This is a genomic window from Muricoccus radiodurans, assembly GCF_050154705.1.
Taxonomy (GTDB): domain Bacteria; phylum Pseudomonadota; class Alphaproteobacteria; order Acetobacterales; family Acetobacteraceae; genus Roseomonas; species Roseomonas radiodurans.
The window spans coordinates 3362764-3379576 of sequence record NZ_CP189561.1 but is presented as its reverse complement, the minus strand read 5'-3'; the positions used below and the strand labels follow the sequence as shown (position 1 = coordinate 3379576).

15 protein-coding genes and 1 pseudogene are annotated in these 16813 nt (G+C 68.6%); 10 read left to right on the top strand and 6 right to left on the bottom strand.

Features of this window, described 5'->3' with window-relative positions; all coding sequences use genetic code 11:
* The first annotated feature begins 122 nt into the window (after nucleotides 1-122).
* A complete protein-coding gene (locus ACP6CK_RS16205; RefSeq protein ID WP_426954329.1) occupies nucleotides 123-2441 on the top strand; it encodes a hypothetical protein in 2319 nt (772 codons plus the stop codon).
* A gap of 45 nt (nucleotides 2442-2486) precedes the next feature.
* Here the strand turns inward: ACP6CK_RS16205 and ACP6CK_RS16200 are convergent.
* Nucleotides 2487-2712, bottom strand: a pseudogene (locus ACP6CK_RS16200) (transposase); the annotation flags it as partial.
* A gap of 154 nt (nucleotides 2713-2866) precedes the next feature.
* Here ACP6CK_RS16200 and ACP6CK_RS16195 point away from each other — a divergent pair.
* The 3 genes from ACP6CK_RS16195 (at nucleotide 2867) to ACP6CK_RS16185 (ending at nucleotide 5735) form a co-directional block, all read left to right on the top strand.
* Nucleotides 2867-3376: a DEAD/DEAH box helicase family protein gene (locus ACP6CK_RS16195; protein WP_426954328.1), complete on the top strand. Its 510-nt coding sequence runs from the start codon at nucleotides 2867-2869 to the stop codon at nucleotides 3374-3376.
* A 439-nt stretch (nucleotides 3377-3815) separates the two neighbouring features.
* Nucleotides 3816-4682, top strand: coding sequence for a type 1 glutamine amidotransferase (locus tag ACP6CK_RS16190; protein WP_426954327.1), 867 nt, complete (start codon nucleotides 3816-3818; stop codon nucleotides 4680-4682).
* Between the two features lie 825 nt (nucleotides 4683-5507).
* Nucleotides 5508-5735: a hypothetical protein gene (locus tag ACP6CK_RS16185; RefSeq protein WP_426954326.1), complete on the top strand. Its 228-nt coding sequence runs from the start codon at nucleotides 5508-5510 to the stop codon at nucleotides 5733-5735.
* Between the two features lie 397 nt (nucleotides 5736-6132).
* Here the strand turns inward: ACP6CK_RS16185 and ACP6CK_RS16180 are convergent, their stop codons facing one another.
* On the bottom strand, nucleotides 6133-6849 hold the full coding sequence (locus ACP6CK_RS16180) for a FadR/GntR family transcriptional regulator (RefSeq protein ID WP_426954325.1): 717 nt from the start codon (nucleotides 6847-6849) through the stop codon (nucleotides 6133-6135).
* 134 nt (nucleotides 6850-6983) lie between these two features.
* On the opposite strand from ACP6CK_RS16180, the gene ACP6CK_RS16175 reads away from it, so the two are divergent.
* The 3 genes from ACP6CK_RS16175 to ACP6CK_RS16165 all read left to right on the top strand — a co-directional run bounded on the left by ACP6CK_RS16175 (nucleotide 6984) and on the right by ACP6CK_RS16165 (nucleotide 9831).
* Nucleotides 6984-7781: an NAD-dependent epimerase/dehydratase family protein gene (locus tag ACP6CK_RS16175; protein ID WP_426954324.1), complete on the top strand. Its 798-nt coding sequence runs from the start codon at nucleotides 6984-6986 to the stop codon at nucleotides 7779-7781.
* A gap of 28 nt (nucleotides 7782-7809) precedes the next feature.
* On the top strand, nucleotides 7810-8730 hold the full coding sequence (locus ACP6CK_RS16170; protein WP_426954323.1) for a dihydrodipicolinate synthase family protein: 921 nt from the start codon (nucleotides 7810-7812) through the stop codon (nucleotides 8728-8730).
* Nucleotides 8731-8850: 120 nt separating this feature from the next.
* Complete coding sequence (locus ACP6CK_RS16165) at nucleotides 8851-9831, top strand: Bug family tripartite tricarboxylate transporter substrate binding protein (RefSeq protein ID WP_426954322.1); 981 nt, start codon at nucleotides 8851-8853, stop codon at nucleotides 9829-9831.
* 629 nt (nucleotides 9832-10460) lie between these two features.
* Here ACP6CK_RS16165 and ACP6CK_RS16160 read toward each other — a convergent pair.
* Genes ACP6CK_RS16160 through ACP6CK_RS16150 form a run of 3 tightly spaced genes read right to left on the bottom strand, consistent with a single transcriptional unit; the run spans nucleotide 10461 to nucleotide 13484 of the window.
* On the bottom strand, nucleotides 10461-11252 hold the full coding sequence (locus ACP6CK_RS16160) for an enoyl-CoA hydratase-related protein (RefSeq protein ID WP_426954321.1): 792 nt from the start codon (nucleotides 11250-11252) through the stop codon (nucleotides 10461-10463).
* Nucleotides 11249-12448 carry a CaiB/BaiF CoA transferase family protein gene (locus tag ACP6CK_RS16155; protein WP_426954320.1) on the bottom strand — a complete coding sequence of 400 codons (1200 nt, stop codon included), beginning with the start codon at nucleotides 12446-12448 and terminating at the stop codon, nucleotides 11249-11251. Before ACP6CK_RS16155 ends, ACP6CK_RS16160 begins: the two co-directional genes overlap by 4 nt.
* A gap of 25 nt (nucleotides 12449-12473) precedes the next feature.
* Entirely contained in the window at nucleotides 12474-13484 is a 1011-nt protein-coding gene (locus ACP6CK_RS16150; protein WP_426954319.1) for a Bug family tripartite tricarboxylate transporter substrate binding protein, read from the bottom strand.
* Nucleotides 13485-13599: 115 nt separating this feature from the next.
* Between ACP6CK_RS16150 and ACP6CK_RS16145 the strand changes: the two genes are divergently transcribed.
* Nucleotides 13600-14577: a LysR family transcriptional regulator gene (locus ACP6CK_RS16145; protein ID WP_426954318.1), complete on the top strand. Its 978-nt coding sequence runs from the start codon at nucleotides 13600-13602 to the stop codon at nucleotides 14575-14577.
* A gap of 334 nt (nucleotides 14578-14911) precedes the next feature.
* The gene (locus ACP6CK_RS16140; protein ID WP_426954317.1) at nucleotides 14912-15217 is read left to right on the top strand and encodes a hypothetical protein; all 306 of its coding nucleotides are present in this window, start codon (nucleotides 14912-14914) and stop codon (nucleotides 15215-15217) included.
* Nucleotides 15218-15704: 487 nt separating this feature from the next.
* Here the strand turns inward: ACP6CK_RS16140 and ACP6CK_RS16135 are convergent, their stop codons facing one another.
* Complete coding sequence (locus ACP6CK_RS16135) at nucleotides 15705-16331, bottom strand: hypothetical protein (protein WP_426954316.1); 627 nt, start codon at nucleotides 16329-16331, stop codon at nucleotides 15705-15707.
* A 12-nt stretch (nucleotides 16332-16343) separates the two neighbouring features.
* On the opposite strand from ACP6CK_RS16135, the gene ACP6CK_RS16130 reads away from it, so the two are divergent.
* On the top strand, nucleotides 16344-16799 hold the full coding sequence (locus ACP6CK_RS16130) for a hypothetical protein (RefSeq protein WP_426954315.1): 456 nt from the start codon (nucleotides 16344-16346) through the stop codon (nucleotides 16797-16799).
* Nucleotides 16800-16813 lie beyond the last annotated feature (14 nt).

The following is a 16813-nucleotide window of genomic DNA, read 5'->3' as shown; positions in this document are numbered from 1 at the left end:
ATCTTCCAGAGCAGCTCACCCTTGTTGGTTACACTAAGATAATCCAGAACAACCCGTATCGGGGGAACCTGGATCACACGGCGGGAGCAGCCCTCCGCCTTTGCGAGACGGAGCTCTGCCCCATGACCGCCACCCCAGCCGTTAGGCAACTCCTCGGTTCCAAGACCGCAGACGAGGCGCTCAACTTGGCTGACCAGGAGAGCATCGCGTCCAATCAGGCGACGGCGCTCACGCGCAAGAACTTGATCCTCACCGCGCTCGCCGCGCTTGCCGCACCTGTCCCGTCTGCGGAGGCGTCCCAGCCTTCGACGCCGCGGTCTCCCGTTCCCTTACTGAACCAGCCCGCCCCGGCTCCCGAACTGACCCTCCTTTCTGTCACCCTCGTCGGCACGGCAAACCACCCGGCGGGTGTGATCGCACGGTTCGCCCACTACATGCGTGCCGCCGACCTGCCTGCTGGCAAGTCCCTCGTAGCCCGAACCCTGAGCGGGGTATCCCTGGCGACGCAGGTGGATCGCGCTCAGAATATGGCGCTGCTGGCCGTCGCCATTCCAGCGCTGGCGCAAGGCGCGCGCCTTCCGCTCGCTCTCGTCGTCGTAAACGAGGGTTCGGCGCCAGCCCCACGACCCACGACCCGCAGGCCCGTTGTCCGCATCACCCCAACGACCGGCCAGGCCTGGGATTGGGACGTGCTAGCGACGCCTGCGGCCGATGCGCGCCGCACGGGGCCGCTCGTCCAAGAGACTCGCCACGAAGTTCGCGTCCCGGCCTTCGCCTGCGGCACCTCCTCGCTCCGCATCGTTGCGGACGTGACCGCGACCAAGGACGGCGGCGTCGTGCTCGATCTCTCGCTCCGGAATGACATCGTGACGGAGGCTGGCGGCACGGACGCTGCCTACGCCGTTGCTGTCCTTGTCGACGGAGCTGAAGTCGCCTCCCGCACGGTCGCGCGGCATCCCCTGGGCCGCTGGTTGCCCATTCTCGTGTCCCGCGCGCCTGCTCGTCCGCACGTGTCGCCTAACCTTTCCTATCTCTCGCGCGCTGGGATCGTGCCGAGCTTCGACTCCCGCGTCGGTTTCGATGCAACCCTGAGAAGAGGGTACGAGACGATGCGTGCTGCGGCGGATTGGGACCGGCCGTTCGCACTGCGTGGCATCGTGCCGGATATGGGCCGCTCCGGCGGTCGGCCGGACATCGGTCTTGTCTCGGACGTGTCAGCCATCGCCCTCATGACCGACGACCCGTTCTGGCTCGATTTCGCCATGGGTCAATCGGAGGCTCTGATGGGCGCGCCCTGGCACCACTGGTGTGAGCAGTGCCGCGCTTGGGTCAACCAGGTGGACCACCCGGACGTGTGGCTTTCGACAGATAGCCGCGCGACCGTTCCGAGCAAGCCGCCGCAGCTTCCGACATCGCAGGGGTGGATCGCTGCCGACCGCGCGCATATGCCACACCATCACCTCGTCCCCTACCTCCTCACTGGCCGACGCGCCTGTCTCGATGCCCTCGTGGCGCAGGCAACGTGGTCCATCATGTTCCTTGCGCCGGGCGTTGGCGGACGCGAGCCGGCGTCTACCAGGGCCGCAACGCCAGAGGGACGGGCCGCGCGCATCCAGGATGCTCGCACGACCGGGAATGGTGTCATCGCCGTGCGGGGACAAGTACGGTCTCAGGCCTGGGCCCTGTGGTGCATGACCTACGGCGCTGCGCTGGCGACCGACGGACTGCCCTATCCGGGCTACCTCGCCGAGGCGGTGGACGCCAACCTCCGCTGGTACCGCTCGCGTGAGGCGCTGTGGGCGGAGGTGCAGGGCGAAATCCACGGCCTCACCCTGGAGAACGCGGGAACGAGCGTGCCGTGTTCCTACTCTCCCTGGCAGGACGATTACCTCGCCTGCGCGCTCGGCATGGCGGCGAGGCTCGGGCACGCCGACGCCTTCGAGCATATGCGGTGGAAGCTGAACTGGACGGCGGGCAGGTTCTTCCACGCCGCGGACGGCTTCAACCCAGCGGACGGCGTAAACTACAATCTGACCATGGGTGTTGCAGCCCCCTGGGACCCCGCGAAGCCCTGGCCCTTGCCGATGCCGCCGCCGGGACACATCGCGCCCCGTGGTGTGATCCCCGCCGGCACTCTCATGCCTCGGCACGCGACGCGGTGGCGGGATATTACAGTCACCGATGTTCCAGGAGGGGGTTCCTACGGGCCGGACTGGAGGTCCAAATCTGTTGGCGGGGACTTCGGCCGCTGGGCGCTTGCCGGCCTGTCCATTTGGGATGCGCCCGACCTCCCGTGGCGAGAAACGGAACGAACGAGCCTCCGACGCGCGTGGCGGTACCTCAACAACACGAACCCGTCCGCCGCCTTCGTCGACACAGCCAGGATGAGGGCAGCCCCGCGCCAGAATATTGTGCCGCTCGGCGCCACCCGGGCGAGCTGACCGCCGAAGATGTGCGCTTTACCTTTTGACGATCCTCAAACCTCACCCGGTCAGCACCGTCCTGCGGCTGCTGCCGTTACGATGATCGCGGCGCCCGTCCCCCTCGTGGGCAACCCCAGCCCGTTCGGATGCCAGGTGCTGGTCCAGCTCTGCGCTCAGGATCTGCTCCCTAGCACCTTCTTGAGCTCGTCCAGCAGCCCGTCCTGGCCAAACACCCCGACGGGTCCCATCGCGCCAGCAGCTCCTTAACCACCTCGTTCCGTATCGCCATTCAGCCCTCCCACCCCATCGGGCAGATCAGGACCCTCCACACACAATTTCCGGCAGGCTCCTACGCTCAAGGCTTCCAGTCCGACATCGGTATCGAGGTGCCTTCTGGTGGGCCATGGTCGGCCGACAGCATCGGCGAGGAGCCGCCCTTCCGGGTGCTCTTCCTCTTCTCGGCAAACGGCCGGGGCTACCTCAAGCAGCTCGAGACGCAATCGGGCCTCCGGTTCCGCGATGCCCGGAGCCCGACCAACCTGCGCCGCGTCTTGGCCGACGAGTACGCCCTGGATGGCCTTCCGGCCCTGTTATGGCAGGGCGAGTCCGCTGCGCAGACGGCGCTCACAGCCAAGCCCTTCCTCGGCTCCGAATTGCGCCCTTACCAGCTCCGCACCATCGGGGCAGTAGAGGCCAAGCTCGCAGCTCTGGCCCAGCGTACCCTCCTCCTCGTCATGGGGACCGGCACGGGCAAGACCAAGCTCGCCATCGCCATGCTTTATCGCCTGCTAGCAACGCGGCGCTTCACGCGGGTCCACTTCGGGGCGGACCGCACGGCATTGGGCGAGCAGGTGGGCAGCGGGCTCAAGACAACCTGCGTCGTGGGTGCGAACACCGTCGCCGACGTGTTCAGCCTCAAGGGTCTATGCAAGCGTCTTGCCTTCGGGAGGTAACCCTTCCGGAAGATCTCGCCCGGGCGGCGCTCCAGCTCCCTTCCATGCCGCTCCAGCTCCTCTCGTGACACGAAGAGGGGCGCGAGCTGGTCCCGCCCTTGCCGATCTGCGCGCGCACGGTGTCGAAGGCGACCGCGTGCCCGAACTCGGCGAAGGCATCGACCCACGCCGTGGCGTGCTGAATCACCGAATCCACGAGGGTTCCGTCAACGTCGGAGAGGATCGCACGAGGGGGCACTGGGTCACCACCAAGACAGGAGGCGAGCAGCCTCAACCTTCCGTGCGGGGCGACATTGCCGATGCTGGCAAGATGTCCGGAAGATACGGCACCGAAGCCGCGCTCGATCTCCGCTCAAGCTCGCGACGTCCTGCGGCGCGAGGCGTTCTCCTGGGCCCGCCCTACCGGACAGACGGCCGCTTGCCAGGAGAACCCGACCGCGTGACGCACTTCCGCTTCCTCGTTGCCGAGAGCGAGACACTTGAGGCGCGCGAGGTGCGCCGCGCCAGCGTCGGACGCAGCAGCGGCGAGTCTTACCTTGATACACTCCGCGCCCTTTCGCCCGATGCGGCCCTTGATCTCGTCCGCCCCGCCGAGGACGGCGCCGAGATTCCGGACAGTGCGGGGCTCGATGGTTACGATGCGGTCTTCCTCACCGGCTCGCCGCTGCACGTCTATGAGGACAGCCTGGACGTGCGACGCCAGCTTGACTTCATGCGCGCCGTCTTCGCCTCCGGCACGCCTGCCTTCGGCTCCTGCGCCGGCCTACAGGTCGCGACCGCCGCCGCGGGTGGAACGGTACGCGCAAACCGGCGCGGTTATGAGGCGGGCTTCGCGCGCCGGATCACCCGCACATCGGCGGGCGGGGGCCACCCGCTCCTGGCTGGCCGCCCCGAGGCGTACGACGCCCCCGCGATCCACTCCGACGAGGTCGACCGGCTGCCGGACGGCGCGTTGGCGCTCGCGGGCAACCGCGTGACGGCGGTGCAGGCCGCGGAGATCCGCTATGGTCAAGGCGTGTTCTGGGGCGTGCAGTACCATCCTGAGCTGCCGTTGGCCGAAATCGCGGCGGCGCTCCGCCGGCAGGCTGATGAGTTGATGGAGGCCGGCCTGGCCCACGATGAGGGTGAGGTAGAGGCCTACGCTGGACGGGTCGAAGCGCTGCACCACGACCCGAGCCGGCGCGATGCGGCGTGGCAGCTCGGCCTTGACGCGCAGGTGGTCGACCCTGCGCTGCGGAGCATCGAGCTGCGGAACTTTGTCGAGCATCTCGTCGGCCCAATTCGGGGTCGGCGCGGCCGGGGATAGAGCGGGTCGCGAGCAGGTCTGCTCCCTTCCTATCGGCCACTCGGCCAGGATGCCCTTCAAACAAGGAATGGAGTCCGTCCTGCGCCGAAGATCTGGTTGGGCATCCTCTCGCCATGCGAAGGCCACTGCCCCTCCTCCTGCTCCCGGTCGCAACGATCGCATAGGGCGCCGCGATGCGTCATGCCGGGAGCGGAGTATCGTCCTACGAGGTGCGGGGGGGCGGATCGCGCGGTCGCGAGGACTTCGCGCAACCTGCGTTACGAGCCATTCACCCTGTTCGACGGGGAGCGGCTTCGGCCGCGTCTGAAGACGCAACAATCCCAGTGCACCGACCAGGAGGGGTGAAGGGCGCTTCAGCGTCGCGGTAGGTAGGTTCAGCACGGTCGGTTCCCGCTCCATCAACGCGCGCGTCGCGGTCGCCCATGCCGATCTCCTCGTGCCAGGCGGCCGGTCCTGCCGACCGCCAGCACGGCGCCCGGGATGCGCTCGGCATCCACCTCGGCCTGGGACCAAGCGTTCAGCCGGTTGAGTCTCGCGCGCGAGAAGCCAAGTTCCTCTGGGCGCTTCGCGCGATCGGGGGCGGGGCCGCGAAGGCGTCGGGCCCCGCGGGTTGCGCGCCGCCACTGGCCATGAGTGCCAGCCCGGCTGGCAGGCTGAGAGCGATCCGTCGTGCGATCCTAGTTAGACTCCTGTCCTGACGTCCTCGTCGGACCGCTTCGACCCAACCCTCGGTATTTCCCCCCGTCGCGATACCGGCGTCGACCGTCGCGTTGCGGAACCTTCTCCGCGCTGACCGCCGGCAGCGTTCAGGCCGCAGCGCCGCGCATGTGCGGCGCGATGATGGCCCTGCATAGCGTGTGGGGTTATACGGGCGGCTTCATCGGCCCGATTGGCGTCGGCTTCGTGCTCGACTTTGTGGAGCGGGATGGCGGCCTAGCCTGGGGTCTCGCCATTGGGCATCTCGCCCGTATCGGGCTGGCCGGCCTGATCGTGATTCGCCGCCTCAGCCCCTTACAGACGTCAGAGAACTCAGCAGATCGTTTGACGGGATGAAAATTCAGGACTTCTGCACCCATGCTTCAGCCTTGAGAGATCAGGGCGCCAAGTGTTGCAGAAGTCTGGGGCGAAAGGGCTGGAGACGCTCCTTCCTCATTCCAAGAGCAGGAAACGCTTTTCACACGCAGCAAATCCCGTTCGCGGTATCACCCGCTGCAGTCCTCTGTGGTGTCCGTGTCTCAGTCGCTGCCGAGCGGCACGATGTCTCAACTCGCGTGTGACCTGGAAGCCAGAAGGGAAATATTAGACCGACAAGCCCAGGCCACCGTGCCGCGCCAGAACAGCATCGACCCGTCCCTTCGTAGCGGTCCGTCAGTTTAGCTTACAAGTCGGGTCGAATCCCAAGTTGAGATAGATGGCGGAATACTACCTTCTTCGCCCACCTTGGCAGCGTTCAGTTGTCCCGCTGCCCATCGGTGACTCGCTGGCGGGCCCGGCTCAGATGGTAGCGCATCGCGAGATCTGCCTCCTCGGCGTCGCGTCGCGCAATGGCATCGCGGATCGCCTCGTGCTCCTCGTAGACGCGCCGCGCCCGCTCGGCGGAACCGATCTGCGTTAGGCCAAGCGCGACCGTCATGGAGTGGTGAATCGCGCCCCGCAGCGTTCCGAGCATCTCGACGAACAAGGGGTTGCCGCTCGCGGCGGCGACGGCGCCGTGGAACTCCCAGTCTGCCCGCGTGGGCGCCTCGCCACCCCGGAAGCTCGCGTCCATCGCATCGAGCGCCTTTGTGATTCGGTCGAGCTCGGAGGGCGTATGACGCATGGCCGCGAGGCGGGCGGCCCCGCCCTCCAGCGCGAGGCGGACCTCCATGCAGCGGAGCATCTCCGCGATGTCGGAGGAACGCGAGAGGCGCACGAGGTTGTCCGATGGGCGCCTCTGGACGACGGTGCCCGATCCCTGCCTCGTCGTGACGAGCCCGTCCGCGTGCAGCCGCATCAGGGCCTCGCGCACCGTCGGGCGCGACACCTGGAAGGATTGGCAGAGCTGGTTCTCCGACGGGAGCTTCTCGCCCGCCTTGATCGCGCCCGAGACGATCTGTTCGAGGATCTGGCCGTAGAGCTGGTCGCCCAGCCGCTCCGCACTCCTCCGGACGAGCTTCAGGTTGGTCACGGCATCCCCGTCACTGCGTGCCCGACTTGTTATGTTGATTGACAAGTTGGGTTCTTGCCTGACAAGTTGCCGTGCGCCACCTCCCCTTGTCCAGGCGGATGAGGAGGGCGGGGCCGGCATGGGGAGTGGAACGCATGGCCAGGGTCGCGTTGACCGGTGCGTCGGGCCAACTCGGGCGGGTGCTCCGCCCCGCTCTCCTTGCTCGCGGCATCGCCCTCCGCTCCGCCGGAGGCCGCACGCCCCTCGAGCCTCTCACGCCGGAGGAGGAGGTCTGCCACGGCGACCTGCGCGACCCCGCGGTGGTGGATGCTGCGCTGCGCGGCGTCGATATCCTTATCCATATGGCCGGCACGAGCGTCGAGCGGCCACTGCCCGAGATCATCGAGAACAACCTCGTCGGCCTTCAAGCGGTCTATGAGGGCGCGCGCCGCCACGGCGTGCGGCGGGTCGTCTTCGCCTCCTCCAACCACGCGATCGGCATGCACGACGTCGGCACGAAGCTCGATTCGGACTGCGACTTCCGCCCCGACGGCTTCTACGGCCTGAGCAAGATGTGGGGCGAGGGGCTCGCCCGCCTCTACTGGGATAAGCATGGGATCGAGAGCGTCTGCGTCCGCATCGGCAGCGCCCTGGAGCGCCCGACGGAGCCGCGCCACCTCAGCACGTGGTTCGGCCATGACGACCTTGTGCGCTTCCTCCTTCGCTGCATCGAGACGCCCGCCGTCGGCTTCCTCGTCGCCTGGGGCGTCTCGAACAACGCGCGGTCCTATTGGAAGCCCACCGCCTGCGAACCCCTCGGCTACGTTCCGCTCCAGGACTCGGAGGACTACGCCGCCGAGATCCTCGCCCACCCCGACCCGCTCGAGCCCGTCGCGCGCCGCTACCAGGGCGGTTCCTTCGCCGCCCACGACCTCACAGTCGCGCCGCGCTGACCCGTCCCCGCACCCGAAGGACCACGCTGTGCCCGACCTCCTCGCCGCCCTTCCCGGCATCTCCGGCATCCTCGTCACGCCCTTCGACCAGGAGGACCGGATCGCCCCCGAGCGGCTGCGCCCGGTGATCCGCCGCGCCGTCGAGGCGGGCGTCCACATTCTCACCGTGAACGGCAACACGGGGGAGTTCTACGGCCTCACCACCGCAGAGGCCGAGGCGATGGTCCACGCGGTCGTCAAGGAGGTCGCGGGCCGCGTGCCGGTCGTCGCGGGCGTCGGCCGGAGCATCGGAGACGCGACCGCCCTGGCCCGCGCCTCGCGCGCGGCGGGCGCCTCTGCGCTGATGGTCCACCAGCCGCCAGACCCCTTCGTCGCCCCGCGCGGCGTCGTCGCCTACGTCCAGCGCATTGCCGACGCGGCCGACGGGCTGCCGGTGGTCCTATACCTCCGCAACGACGCCATCGGCCTCGACGCGATCGAGGCGCTCTGCCGTATCCCCGAGGTCGTGGGCGTGAAGTGGGCCAGCCCCGCGCCGCTGCGCCTGGCCGAGGCGATCCGCCGCGCCGACCCGCGCATCGTCTGGGTCGGCGGCCTTGCCGAGACCTGGGCGCCGCCGCTCTGCGCCGTCGGCGCGCGGGGCTTCACCTCCGGCCTCATCAACGTCTGGCCGGAGCATTCCGTCGCGATCCACGCGGCCCTCACCGCGGGCGACTACGCGCGCGCGGGCCAGCTCATCGCCCAGGTCTCCGCCTTCGAGGAGCTGCGGTCGGAGGAGGGCAATGGCACGAACGTCACCGTCGTGAAATCCGCGCTCCAGATGATGGGCAAGGACTGCGGCGGTGTGCGCCCGCCCGGCGCGTGGCCGCTGACGGATCGCCAGGCGCGGGACCTCCGCCGCCGCCTGACGGAGTGGGGCCTTCTCGCCGGCCCGCTCGCCGCGACGGGCTGACTTGCGCGGCCGGCCGGGTGCGGCGCTGGTCCAAGCGGCGCCGTTCCCGAACGGTCAACCAGCGGCGGAACGGCCGTGATACCCATCACCAAGACCATCCAGGGACAGGAAACGACGACCATGCTTCGACGCGAGTTCAGCCTCTCGGCCCTCGGCCTCCTCGGCGCAGCCGTGGGAACCCGCCCGGCCGCGGCCCAGGCGCCCTATCCGACGCGCACGGTGACCATCGTGGCGCCCTTCGCGGCGGGCGGTTCCACTGACCTCATCGCGCGGCTGATGGCGCAGCAGCTTTCGGCGCGCCTGGGCCAGCAGTTCGTGGTGGACAACCGGGCCGGCGGCAACGGCGCGGTGGGCTGCGGCGCCGTCGCTCGCGCCCGGCCGGACGGCTACACGCTGCTGATCACCCCCAACAGCACCTACGCCATCAACCCGCACCTCTATACCAACCTGCCCTACAACCAGGACCGCGACTTCTCCCCGATCGGACTGCTCGTGCAGAACGGGTTCTTCCTCGTCGTGCGGGGCGATTCGCGATTCCGCACGCTGGCCGACCTTGTCGCCGCCGCCCGGGCGGCGCCGGACACGATCAGCTACGGCTCGGGTGGCATCGGCTCGGCCAACCACCTCGCCCCGGAGATGTTCGCCGCAGCCAGCGGCATCAAGCTCCAGCACGTGCCTTACCGCGGCAGCGGCCCGGGCATGCAGGCCGTGATCACCGGCGAGATCCCGATGTCCTTCGTGGACACGGGGGTAGCGTTGCCGTTCATGCGCTCGGGCGAGCTGCGGGCGCTGGCGGTGACGACCGAGCAGCGCTCGCCTCAGACGCCGGACGTGCCCACGCTGTCCGAGTCCGGCATGCCCGGTCTCAGCGCGTCCAGCGACTTCGCCATGTTCGCCCCCGCCAACACGCCGGCGCCGGTCATTCGCCGCCTGTCGCAGGCCGTCGTGGAGAGCATGCGCGCCCCCGACCTTCGCGAGCGCCTGCAGAGCCTGGCGATTGACCCGGTCGGTGGTACCCCGGAAGAGTTCCCGGCCTATCTCGCCGCCGAGAGCGCGAAGTGGCGCGACGTGATCCGCGCCCGCGACATCCGCGTCGAGTAGGAGGCACGCCGTAGGACAGCGCTGGAGCAGAGCGTGCGGCACCGCCGTCACTGCTCCGACCGTCCCCAATCCGAGCACCCCCGGTGCGGAGCGCCGCCGCGGCACCCGCGCCCAGGCCTGGTGACCAGCAGGCCCGGGATAGGGCCGAGGCGGAGGACACGCGACGCCCGAGCGTCCGGCCGTGAGCTGGAGACGGCACGAGGCCGTCAGGATGAGCCGACCGGTGATCTCGACGATGGCGCCGGCGAGGCCGGGCTCGCGCAGGTCCTCCTCGGCGGCGAGGAGGATGGTCGGCTGGCCGGACCTGCCTCGGCTGGAACCCTCTACACCGAGTGGATGAAGGCGTCCGACTTGCCGGCGTAGCAGACCATCGGCTGCCGGGTTCAGTGCCGGATCTGAGAAGGCGCGCCGGTCCTTCCGCTCGGCTATGTTGAGCAGCCTTCCGCGTCAGCCGAGAGCATTGCGGCACCCAATCGCCCAAGGCGTCGGTTGTTTTCACTGCGGCTTGGGAGCGATCTCGAATTCGGGGTGCCTGAAGTTCTCATCGACCACCATCGCGCTTCCAATGGGGTGTTTGTCGGCTGTGGGCCGTCAGGGGCATGATCTTCGGCCGTCGCTATGTGTGATGGTCAGCATCGCAATCTGGTTTCGAAGAATGCCTCGATGGCGGCCCGGTGCTCAGGCGTTTGGTGGGCCACGGCCTGGAGAGCTGCCGTGACGTCCAGGGTGCCCCGCAGATCGCTGCGCTCGCCCATGCGCAGCAGCCGCTTGGCGAAGCGCAGCGCGATGCCCGAGTGTGCTGCGATCTCGCCAGCCAGTTCTATCGCCCGGCCCCGGAGTTGATCATCGGGCAGCACCTCCGATATGAGACCATAGTTCAGCGCCTGCGCCGCGTCGAAGATCCGGGCGGTGAAGCTCAGCTCCGCGGCTCGCGCAGGTCCCACCACCCGGGGCAGGAACCAGGCCCCGCCAATGCCGGAAATCAATCCCAGCCGCACGAAGGTTTCGGCGAAGCGCGCACTCTCCGCGGCGATGCGGACGTCGCACATGCAGGCGATGTCGAGCCCGGCGCCCATCGCCGGCCCGTTCACGGCGGCGATCAGCGGGACCTCCAGCCCGTGGAGGGACAGGGCGACCTGCTGCAGCGTGCTGCGGTAGCGTTCCTCGATCTCCTCGATCGAGCCCGCCATGAAGCCTTCGTGGGAACGCATGTGCTTCACATTACCGCCCGAGCAGAACGAGTTGCCGGTGCCGGTGAGGATCACGACCTTCACGCCGCGGTCGGCGTTGACGCGGCGGCACGCCTCGATGAACTCGTCGCACTGGCTCGGCCAGGAGAGGGCGTTGCGGTCCTCGGGCGCGTCCATCTCGAGCATCAGGATGGAGCCGTGCTGGCTCTCCCGCAGGAACGGCTTGCTCATGTCGGGGCTGCCTCTCGGATGACGTTTTGCACGATGAGGGTCTCGATCTCCGCAGCATCGAAGCCGAAGCGCCCCAGCAGTTCGCGAGAATGCTCCCCGACCCGCGGCGGCGGATGGCGGGGTGCCGCCGGCCGGCTGCCGAGGGCGAAGCCGGGCATGCGGAAGGTGCCGGCGATCGGATGGTCGAGGGACACCTCGATGCCGCTGCTCGCGTATTGGTCGGTCCGGGTGACCTCGGCGTGGTTCGCGACCGGCGCCGCGATAATATCGGCCGCGACAAGGGTGGCATGCCAGTGGGCGGTGTCCCGCGCCTGGAAGATCGGGAAGAGGGCGTCCCTCAGCGCCGCGCGATTGCGGACCCGGTCCCCGTTCGTCCGGAAGCGCGGGTCCTCGGTGAGTTCCGGATGGCCAATCACAGCACAGAGCTGCCCCCAGCGGCCCTGCTGATAGGCCGCCACCATGATCCAGCCGTCGCGCGTGGGAAGCGCCTCGTTCGGGGCGGCGTAGGGCGCGGCGCTGCCGCCCGGCGTGCCGACCTCGCCCGTCGCGTGGAAGGTGGCGAGGCCCAGATTCTGGAGCATCAGCATGCTGTTGTAGAGGCTGATATCGAGTTCCGCCCCCATCCCCTCCCGGTCGCGGCGCCGGAGCGCGGCAAGGACGGCGATCGTCGCGAAGAGTGCCCCGGTCATGTCGGCGAGCGGCAACGGCGCCTTGCCCGGCTCGCCCATCGGGGATGAGATGCCGCTCATCAGGCCCGTGGCCGCCTGGATGATCCCGTCCACGCCAGGCCGGCCGCTCCACGGCCCCTCCTGCCCATAGGCCGAGATGGAACAGCGGATCAGGTTCGGCCGCAGTGCCCGCAGCGCCGCCCCGCCAAGGCCGAGCCGCTCCATGACGCCGGGCCGGAAGTTCTCGATGAGCACGTCGGTCCCAGGGATGATCCGCCGCACCACGGCCTGCGCCGCCGGATGCTTCAGGTCGATCGCCATCCCAAGCTTGTTCCGGTTGCCGGAGAGCGCGGTCACGCTCTCGCCGTTCAGCCAGGGCGGGCCGAGCTGCCGGCCCAGCTCGCCTTCCGGGGGCTCGACCTTGATGACTGTGGCGCCCATGTCGGCCAGCCACATGCCGCAGACCGGGCCGGCGATGAGCTGACCGAAGTCGAGCACCACCACGCCCTCAAGCGCCTCCTCAAGCATCAGCGTCGCTCCGGTATCAGCCGCCTCATTCCTTCTCGATGCCCGCCGCCTCGACGAGTTCCCGCCAGACCGCGATCTGCTCGCGGACGAACTCTGCTAATGCCTCTGACGTGGTTGAGATGACGTGGTAGCCGACCTCGGCGAACCGGGCTCGGGCCTCCGGCTGCTCGATCTGCTGGCGGATCGCGGCGTTCAGCGCGGAGACCAGCGGCGCAGGCGTGCGGGCCGGGGCGAAGGTGCCGGTCCAGGAGATCAGGTCGAAGCCCGGCAGCCCCGCGGCGTCGGCCAAAGGCTGGACCCCAGGCAGCAGCGGGGACGGCGCCTGGGTGCTGAGAGCGAGAGCCCGGAGCTGGCCACCGCGGACATTGCCGAGCCCGGCCGTGATGTCCACGAACATGCAGTCCACCCGGCCTGCGATGACGTCCGTCATGGCCGGCGGTGTGGAGCGATAGGGGACGTGCAGCATCTCGGTCCCGGCACGTCGCGCCATGGTGGCGCCTGCGACGATGCCCGTGCTGTTGCCGCTGGCATAGGACATCCCACCCGGGCGGCGCCGGGCAGCATCCAGCAGGTCCCTGGCGGTCTGATAGGGAGAGTCCTTCCCGACCGTCAGCATGAAGGGAACGTCGCCGATGCGCGTGATCGGCGTGAAGTCGGCGACCGGATCGTATTCGAGGCGACGGAGCAGCGCCGGGTTGGCCGAGTGGGTCGTGTTGGTCGTGACCAGCAGAGTATGCCCGTCCGGCGTAGCACGTGCGACCGCGAGGGCGCCGAGCGTGCCGTTCGCGCCGGCCCTGTTGTCCACGACCACCGGCGCGCCTGCGAACTCAGCGCTCAACATCTGCGCCAGGAGGCGGGCGACCGCGTCGGTGGCGGAGCCGGCGGCGAAAGGCACCACGAGGGTGATCGGCCGCGTCGGGCGCCAGGTGCTAGATGGCGCCGTCGTCTGCGCCAGGGACGGCCGCCTCAGCGCGGCTCCGATAGTGGCGAGAAGCGTCGCGCGACGCGTGAGTAATGGCTTGGTGTCCCGGGACATCAGCGTTTTCCCCTGCGGCGACTTGCTTCAGTCGCTTCATCCTCGTGGGGCACCGATGCTCGGGCCGAGAAGATAAGACAATTGAAAAGAATTCGTTCCTGTATATAAGAGTCTTATGGACGTGAGCCTTCGCGGACTTCGCGCCTTTGTCGCGATCGTGCGTCACCGCTCCTTCAGCCGGGCGGCCGGCCTGCTGAACCGCACCCAGCCCGCCCTGACCGTGCAGGTGCGTCAACTTGAGGAGGCCCTGGGCCTGCGGCTTCTTGACCGGCTCCCCGGCGGAGCCGAGGCAACGGCCGCAGGAGCTGAGCTGGCGCGGCAGCTGGAGCCGGTCCTGCGCGATCTCGACGATGCGCTGGATCAGGCACGCGGGACCGCCGCACGCCGGAGCGGGACGATCCGGATAGCCGCCGTGCCGTCGGTCGCGTCGGGGCGGCTGCCCCTGGCCATCGCGCGTCTTCGCGAGAGCCATCCTGCCTTGCAGGTGCGGTTGCAGGAGGCGGTGACCGGGCGAGTTCACAGCATGGTTCGGGGCGACGCGGTGGAGATCGGCATCGCCAGCGACCCAGGCACGGGCTCCGATCTTGACGGCGAGTTCCTTTTCCGGGACCGGCTGCTCGCGGTAATGCCGGCCGGTCATCGCCTGGCCGTCGGCCCCGTCGCGCTGGCCGAGGTCGCGGCGGAGCCCTTGCTATTGCTGGAAACGGACACATCGGTGAACCGTCTGCTGGCCGATGCCTTCGCGGAGCAAGGACTCAGGCTCGAAGCCTTTCAGAGGGCGGTGCACAGCGCCACGCTGATCAACATGGCGCGTGTCGGCCTCGGCATCGCATTGCTGCCGTCGACGACCATCGAGCTGAAAATCGCCCCGGAGCTGGTGCTGCAGCCGCTGCGCCCGGACCTGACCCGGGACGTGGTGGTTGTTCGCCGCGCGGGCCGGTCCTACTCGCCCGCTGCCGAGATCCTCGTTGACACGCTGCGGCAGGTTGAACCTGAGCTGAAGACATCACCCGGGAGGTTGCCGAGCTTGCGCGGCGGAGAAGATGCGCGGGAACATGGTCCGCCAAAGCGTAGACCAAGTGAAGTTCCTTGATTGCTTCGCGATGTCGCAGAACGACCATGAGGCGAACCCGCGCACTTTCCTGCTGTGCCGTCGGGCCACAGGGAGGCTGCTCCTAACGCGCGTGTCATAGGATGTGCCTCAGTCACGGCCGGCGCTCCGAAAGGGCAGACATTCGAAGGCGGTCTGGTGCCCGACGAAGAGTGCGGGCGTGTGTGCTCGTTGGTAAGCGTCCTAGGACGATAGGATACTGGCTTGCTTGGCAGGTGGGGTCAGCGGGCGGTCCTCAAAAGCCTTGCCAAGGGTAGGGTCGCTCTGGATAGCGATACCTGCAGGCACCCTGCCTGCCCACTACGGAGCTGGCATCATGCCCCTCACCCGCTATGAGATGAGCCCCCAGCCCGATCCGCTCGGCGCGCGGGAGATGGCGGCCAGCTTCCATCACGGACGCGCCCGCGCGGCAGCCGAGACGCCGATTCAAGCGCGCGAGGCCGCGGCCAATGGCTTCCGCGTCGCTACCCCCTGCCATCTCCGGCCGATCCCGGTTCCGCCGTGGCTTGAGCCTGGATTGGCCACTCTGACGGTCCTCGGGGAAGCTCCGGCCGGATGGGCGGCCAGGGAGGTGCTCATGGAATACGGCAGGCCCGATTGCTGGATTTCGGCGTGGATGTAGCCCCGTGCCGACCGAAGAGACTCCGCCCCAGCGTCTTCAGCCCACCGCCGCCTGGCTGGCGGAACAGGAGCGGAAGCAGGCCGCCTATGCCGCTCGACGCCGGGCCTGGGCCGAGGGCCTGACACGCGCCGCTGAAGCACCGGAGCCGGAAGAGGCTCCGGACGCCACATCGGCCGCCACACCGGCGCCAGCCTCGCTCAGCGCATCCCGCCGGCAGCGGGGCCCGGTCCACGACCCGCGGCAAGGCAAACTCGAATTTTAGGAAGGCAGCATCATCCCGCCTTCGGACGCTCCGGTGCTCGCGGTCTGGATCACTCTCGCGTAGCGCCGACCCTGACACCATTGATCGATGCGAAGAAGGCACCAGCGCGGTCTCTCTTCCAATGCGACCCACCAAGCATCCACAGCATGTGCTGCGATCTCCCCGGCCGCTTCAGTAGCGGTCAGAACCGCGCGGAGGCTGAGGATGAAATCAGCTGTCGCAAGGTCACGCATGATCAGGGGCTCGCTCACCACCTCGGTCAGCACAAACCTTAACTGGCGCAGAAGCCAGGGTAAGTCGCGCCCCAGGCCGCCGTGAGCAATGTTGGTATCCGCCTTCTGGTGGACGTGGGACCGCATGACTTCGCACGCGGTCCTGCCACAGCGACGGCTGATCGCCGAGGGTGGCCGTCATGCTGATCTTGGTCTTCACGAAGCCGCCCCGACTCTTGATCTGCGCGCCTGCCCGGTCAGCGAAGAAGGTCAGGGAGCAGCCGGAGATTCGCGCCGCTTGCTGGTTGACCATCTTGTAGATCGTGCCGCCGATCGAGAGGCCCATTGACCCCGACCAGACGCGCATAGACCGGCCCAACTCGACTTCTCGGGAGCCGGTCCGGATCGCCTCGCTTTGCAGAAACAGCAGGATAGAGCGAGCATAGGAGCCGTAGGGCAGGCCGATGGGCTTGCCAGCACGGTCGCGGCGGCTTTCCATGAGCATCGTCAGGTTGTGGCCTTCGCGGTGCCAGACGGTCTCGGACTGCGGCTTGTGGGGCAGGCTGGTCAGGGCGAACCCGCTGTAGGTGAAGTCCATCTTCTCAGCGTCGTCGGACAGCACCTGAAAGGCCTTGTCCACCAAGGCTCGTTCGTGCTTCGGGGCGAGGGGCTCCGCCTCCTGCTGCCCCGCTCCAAGACCGACCAGGCCGGGGAGGGGGTGGAGCTCGGCATCCCCCGCGGCAGGAAGCGTGAGACCTGTCCCGTGCGCGCTGTCGAGGCCTGGATCGAGGCGGGGGATGTGCGCTTCGGGCCGCTCTTCACCCGGATCGACCGCTGGGGCCGCCTCGGCCATGACCGGCTCTCGCCCGACGGGGTGCGTCAGATTCTGCTGCGCCGGGCGGCCCTGGCGAAGGTGACGGTCGAGGCGGGCGAGCGGCTCTCGCCGCACGGGCTGCGGGCGGGCTTCGTGACCGAGGCCTACGGGGCCGGGGCACGCGACGAGGAGGTGATGGGCCACTCCCGCCACAAGGACCTCCGGACCATGCGCGGCTACGTCCGGCGCGCGAAGCTCGTCACCACCAGCCCGGTGAAGCTGCTCGACCTGTGACCCGACCAGGGCAG